3 protein-coding genes and 1 pseudogene are annotated in these 4847 nt (G+C 72.9%); 1 reads left to right on the top strand and 3 read right to left on the bottom strand.

The genetic code is table 11. From position 1 onward, the window contains the following. Positions 1 to 167: 167 nt before the first annotated feature. A pseudogene (locus CKO28_RS26695) lies at positions 168 to 1706 on the top strand (CocE/NonD family hydrolase); the annotation flags it as partial. A gap of 200 nt (positions 1707 to 1906) precedes the next feature. On the opposite strand, the gene CKO28_RS26690 reads toward CKO28_RS26695, so the two are convergent. From CKO28_RS26690 to CKO28_RS26680, 3 genes are all read right to left on the bottom strand, one after another. Further along, positions 1907 to 2896 carry an MBL fold metallo-hydrolase gene (locus CKO28_RS26690; protein ID WP_200344376.1) on the bottom strand — a complete coding sequence of 330 codons (990 nt, stop codon included), beginning with the start codon at positions 2894 to 2896 and terminating at the stop codon, positions 1907 to 1909. A gap of 61 nt (positions 2897 to 2957) precedes the next feature. Beyond that, the gene (locus tag CKO28_RS26685; RefSeq protein WP_200344374.1) at positions 2958 to 3839 is read right to left on the bottom strand and encodes a DMT family transporter; all 882 of its coding nucleotides are present in this window, start codon (positions 3837 to 3839) and stop codon (positions 2958 to 2960) included. Positions 3840 to 4066: 227 nt separating this feature from the next. Then, the coding region (locus CKO28_RS26680) for a PEP-CTERM sorting domain-containing protein (protein WP_200344372.1) at positions 4067 to 4847 on the bottom strand (781 nt) is incomplete at its 5' end.

The raw sequence follows: 4847 nt of genomic DNA, 5'->3' as shown, positions 1-4847 counted from the left end.
CACGGCACTGGGTGGAGCGCATCTCGCGCCGTAACCCGCGCCTGTTCGCTCACTGGCCACTCCTGCAGGGTAACGGCTGAGCAATGGGAGCCGGATGAGGCGAGAGTCTCACGTCCGGTTCTGCGAGCGCGCGGGGGTGCGACTTCCCCCGCGCGACTCACCTTCACTACTTCGGCGGCTGCCTGCTGGGCGAGAACCTGGGCTGGGGCGCGGTCATGCTGGGGCTGAGCTCGCGCCCGCCGGATCCCGCGCTGGTCGGCGGCAGCTGGCGGACGACCTGGTTCGACCGGCTGCGCCAGATGCCGTTCCTGGCCGCGATCTGGCTGACCCATCAGCGGCGCGATGCCTATTGGCGCCACGGCTCGATCTGCGAGGATTACAGCCGGGTTAGGATCCCGGTGCTGGCGATCGACGGCTGGGCCGACGCCTATGCCAACGCGGTCGGCCGGCTGGTCGCCCGCCTGCCCGGACCGGCCAGGGGGATCGTCGGCCCGTGGGCGCACCGCTACCCGCATATCGCGCGGCCAGAGCCGACGATCGGCTTCCTGCAGGAGGCGCGCCGCTGGTTCGGCCGCTGGCTGAAGGGGCAGGCGACCGGCGTCGAGGCCGACCCCGCGATGCGCTGCCATCTGAGCGAAAGCCAGACGCCCGATCCCGACTTTCCCCCGGTCGCCGGCCGCTGGGTCGCGAGCCGGGCGTGGCCGCCGCCGGAGGTCGCGCGCACGCCGTATTACCTGGGCGCGGGCACGCTGGGGCCGACGCCGGACCCCGGCGCGCCGACCCAATCGGTCCGTTCGCCCCAGGACCTCGGCCTTGCCAGCGGGCGGTTCATGCCGCTTGGCATCGGCGCGACCGGGCCGGGCGATCAGGCGGGCGACGATGCGAAGGCGCTGTGCTTCGACCTGCCGGCTCGCGACGACCGGCTGGAGCTGCTGGGCACGCCGGTGTTGGAGCTGACGGTGATCAGCGACCGGCCGCAGGCGAACCTGATCGCCCGGCTGTGCGACGTCGGGCCGGGCGGGGAGTCCCGTCGGGTCACCTGGGGCGCGCTCAACCTGACCCACCGGAACGGTCACGAGACGCCGGAACCGCTGCCGGTCGGCGAGCCGGTGCGCGTGCGCATCCCGCTCAACGACTGTGCCCACGCGGTGCTGCCGGGCCAGCGCCTGCGGCTGGCGCTGTCGACCGCCTACTGGCCAACGCTGTGGCCGTCGCCGGAGGCGGCCACGCTGCAGGTGGTCGCGCCCGAGGCCCGGCTGCTGCTGCCGGTGCGGGACCCGGGCGACGGCGCCCCGGAGTGGGCGTTCGAGCCGGCGGAGGGCGCGCCGCCGGGCGCCTCGCTCGACTTCCGCAGCGGGGAGTGCGACATCCTGGTCGAGGAGCGCACGCTGGAGGATGGGGCGACCCGGGTCAGCTTCCGCGACGACTACGGCGGCAAGCGGTTCAACGAACACGGTCTGCTGTTCGACAGCTGGGGCGAGCACGTCATGACCGTGCACCCGGAAGATCCGTTGAGCGCGCACGCTGAGACGTCGTGGGTGCACGAACTCGGCCGCGGCGACTGGCAGGTGCGCACGGAAAGCCGCACGACCATGCGCGCGGACGCGACCAGCTTCCACCTGTCGGCGGAACTGATCGCCTGGGAAGGCGGGGTCGAGGTCGCCCGCTACACCTGGGCGGAGGCGATCCCGCGCGACGGTGTCTGAGCGTCCGGAGCGCCGGATCGGACGCCGACCGCCGTAGCCGCGACAAGCAGCAGCGCGTGCGACACGCGGCGCGGGTCGTGAGCGCCCCGGTCGACGCACAGAGATGTCGGCCGGGGCGCCCCGTGTTCGTCCGCGGTTAGAGGTCCGTTCGCGGTTAGAGCAAGATGGTGAAAGGTGGTTCTACCTTTCAGCATCGTGCTCTAGCAGCCGGCGACGCAGACGCCGGTACGGTCGAACGCCATGGTGCGCCCCGACAGCGGCAGGTGCGTAGCCACTTTGCTCGCCGCCATGAAGGTCGCCGTGCGGGTGCCGTCGCGCACCGACCCGCCCTCGGTCGCCGGTTCGTTGGCGTGCGAGGGGATCACGGCGGCGGGCTTGATCAGCTGGTTGATCACGAAGGCCGCCTCGCCCGGGCCGGTGGTGTAGGTATCGCCGATGTTCATCACCGCGAGCTTGGGCTGATACTGCCGCCCGACCACGACGTCCTGCTCGGCCGTCGTGCCGGTATCGCCCGACAGGTAGACCACCAGGCCGTTGGAGAAGGTCAGGACGTAACCGGTCGGCGGGCCGGCGTAGGCGGTCAGGCCGGCGTCGTCCATCATCTGGCCGAGCTCGCCGCCGATCATCGCGCCCGAGACGCCGTTGGAATGGGTGGCGGGCACGGTGGTGATGGCGACGCCGCCGACCGTGCGCGACGCGCCGAAGCGCACCAGCTGCGACATGCCGGCATCCGCGCCGGCGGCTGCCAGCTTGCCGGCGAAGAACTTGGGCATCTCGCTGCCGGTGACGATCGTGGCGCCCTTGGCGGCGGCGATCTGCACCGTGTTGGTGGCCGGCACCGTCGACACCGGGAACTCCGGACTGCCGCAGCTGCCGGCGTTGAGTTCCGCGATCCGGCGGTCGCCGACGTGGTCACCGTGCATGTGGCTCACCAGCACGATGTCGATCTCGCCCAGCCGCGGATCGTCGGGACCGGCGACCGTACGCCCGGCGTCGTACAGGATCCGGGTGCCGTTCGGGTCCTCGAACACCATCGCGCGGTCGAGCGCGCAGAATTCACCGTCGTGGCTGCCCAGCGGCGTCACCTTGACGGTCGCTTCCTGCGCCGCCGCCATGCCGGCGAACGCGCCCAGCCCGAGCGCCGCCACGGCGCCGGCGACACTCAGCCGAACCAGGTGTTTGATGTGCATTTCGTCCTCCCTGTTCTGATACCAGGGCAGTGTAAGCGCCGCGTGGCGGCCGGGCGATTGGTCATCCGGTCATCGCCCGACGGCGCTGCAGGGCGAGCGCGATTCCGCACAGCGTGAGGGCGGCCGACAGCAAGAGCCGCCAGGTGATCGGCTCGGCCAGCAGCACCGCGCCCGCCAGGGCGGCGATCGCCGGCACGGCGAGCTGGGCGCTTGCGGCGCGGCCGGCGGTGAGCCCGCGCAGCGCGGCGTACCAGATCACGTAGCCCGCCCCGGAGGCGAGCGCGCCGGAGGCGGTCGCAAGCAACAGGCCGGGTGCGGTGGGCGTCATCTCCGCATTGCCGAGCAGCGTCCCGGCACCGACCGCCACGGCCGCCGGCGCGGCCCAGACGAAGCTGCGCGCGGTCGCCGCGAGCGGCGCCGTCGCATGCCGGCCGCGCAGCGAATAGAGCCCCCAGCCAACACCAGCCGCGGCCATCATCACCGCCGCGCCGGCGTCCGGCGCCGCCGCGCCCGGCCACAGCAGGACCGCCAGGCCAGCGACCGCCAGCGCCATGCCGAGCCAGGCGAGCCGCGGGAACCGCTCGCCCTGCAGCAGGGCCGCGCCCAGCATCGTGACCTGGACCGTGCCGAACAGCAGCAGCGCGCCGGTGCCGGCGTGGAGCTGCAGGTAGGCGAACGAAAAGCCGACCATGTAGACCAGCAGCGCGCCGGCCGCGCGCGGATCGACCGCCCCCAGGCGCAGCCGCTGCCCGCTGAGCGCCAAGATCGCCGCCAGGGTCAGGGCGCCGGTCGCCACCCGCACGCTGGTGAACGCCCCGGCGCCGATCGTCCCCTCGGCCAGCGCCAGCCGGCACAGCAGCGAATTGCCGGCGAACGCGCACAGCGCCACGACGGTCAGGCTCGCGGTGATGGGCGCGCTCTGCGCCGCGGGCTGTCGGGTCATCTGGGCACGGCTTTCAGGCGGGTTCCGGGGCGACGGGCGGACGCGGCGCAGCAGGAAGGTCCGGTGCCCGGCACGGGTCGGGCGTCCAGCGTCCGATGGCAGCCTACAGCAGGTTGCCGGGTGGGCCGAGGACTGCGTGATCCCAGGCCCACCCGCGCGCGGCACCCAGGACCGGTGGCGGGCCGCCCGACGCCCGCCACCGGCCCCTAGCACACCGGTCGCAAGTCTCAGGACGGCTGGCTGCCGGGCCGCCGGACACGGCTCCCCAGCGCCAGAGCGCCAAGGCCCAGCAGGAGCAGCGCGAACGTCGCCGGAACCGGGATCGCGGTCGGGTTCCGACGCTGCAGATAGGCGATGTCGCCGTTCGCCAGGGGGATCCCGTTCAGGCTGCGCGCGCCCTGGACGGAGGCGTTGAAGATGCTGCTGCCCTCCGGGGTCAGGGTGGCGTAGATATCGAAACCGCCCAGCATCCCGAGCGGCGTCGGGCCGGTGCCGCCGAACAGCGACTGCGTGCCGAACCCGCCGGCAAGCAGCGACTGGACGAACGCCGGATCGGTTCCGGTCGGATCGACGCCCAGCAGCGGATCGAGCAGGTCGTCGCCGGTCAGGTTCAGCATCAACAGCATGTCGAAGCCGAAGTAGTCGTCGTCGTAGCCGATCGGCCCGACATCGACGCGCAGCAGCGCCCCCACGGCCGAGCTCGGCGCGCTGCCGAACAGCGCCGCGAACGCCGGGTTGTTGGCGTCGATGCCGTCGAGCAGGCCGAACATGTCGGCCCCGCCCACCAGGTCGGGGATATACGGCGTGTCGTCGGTGCCGCTGACGAACGGATTGTCGCCGCGGATGCCGACGAAGGTGCTGGTCGTGCCGCCAACCACCGTCGGCCCGCCGCCCGGCGTGTTGCTGCCCAGGATCAGGCGGCCTTGGCCGCCGGGTGTCCCGCCGCTGCCGCCGGTGGTGTCGGCCGTCGCCGCGCCGGCGTCGAGCACCGAGCCGACCAGCTTCACC

The sequence above is a fragment of the Rhodovibrio sodomensis genome (assembly GCF_016583645.1).
Taxonomy (GTDB): Bacteria; Pseudomonadota; Alphaproteobacteria; order Kiloniellales; family Rhodovibrionaceae; genus Rhodovibrio; species Rhodovibrio sodomensis.
The sequence above is the reverse complement of the archived record's forward strand: the minus strand, read 5'-3'. Positions and strand labels throughout refer to the sequence as shown.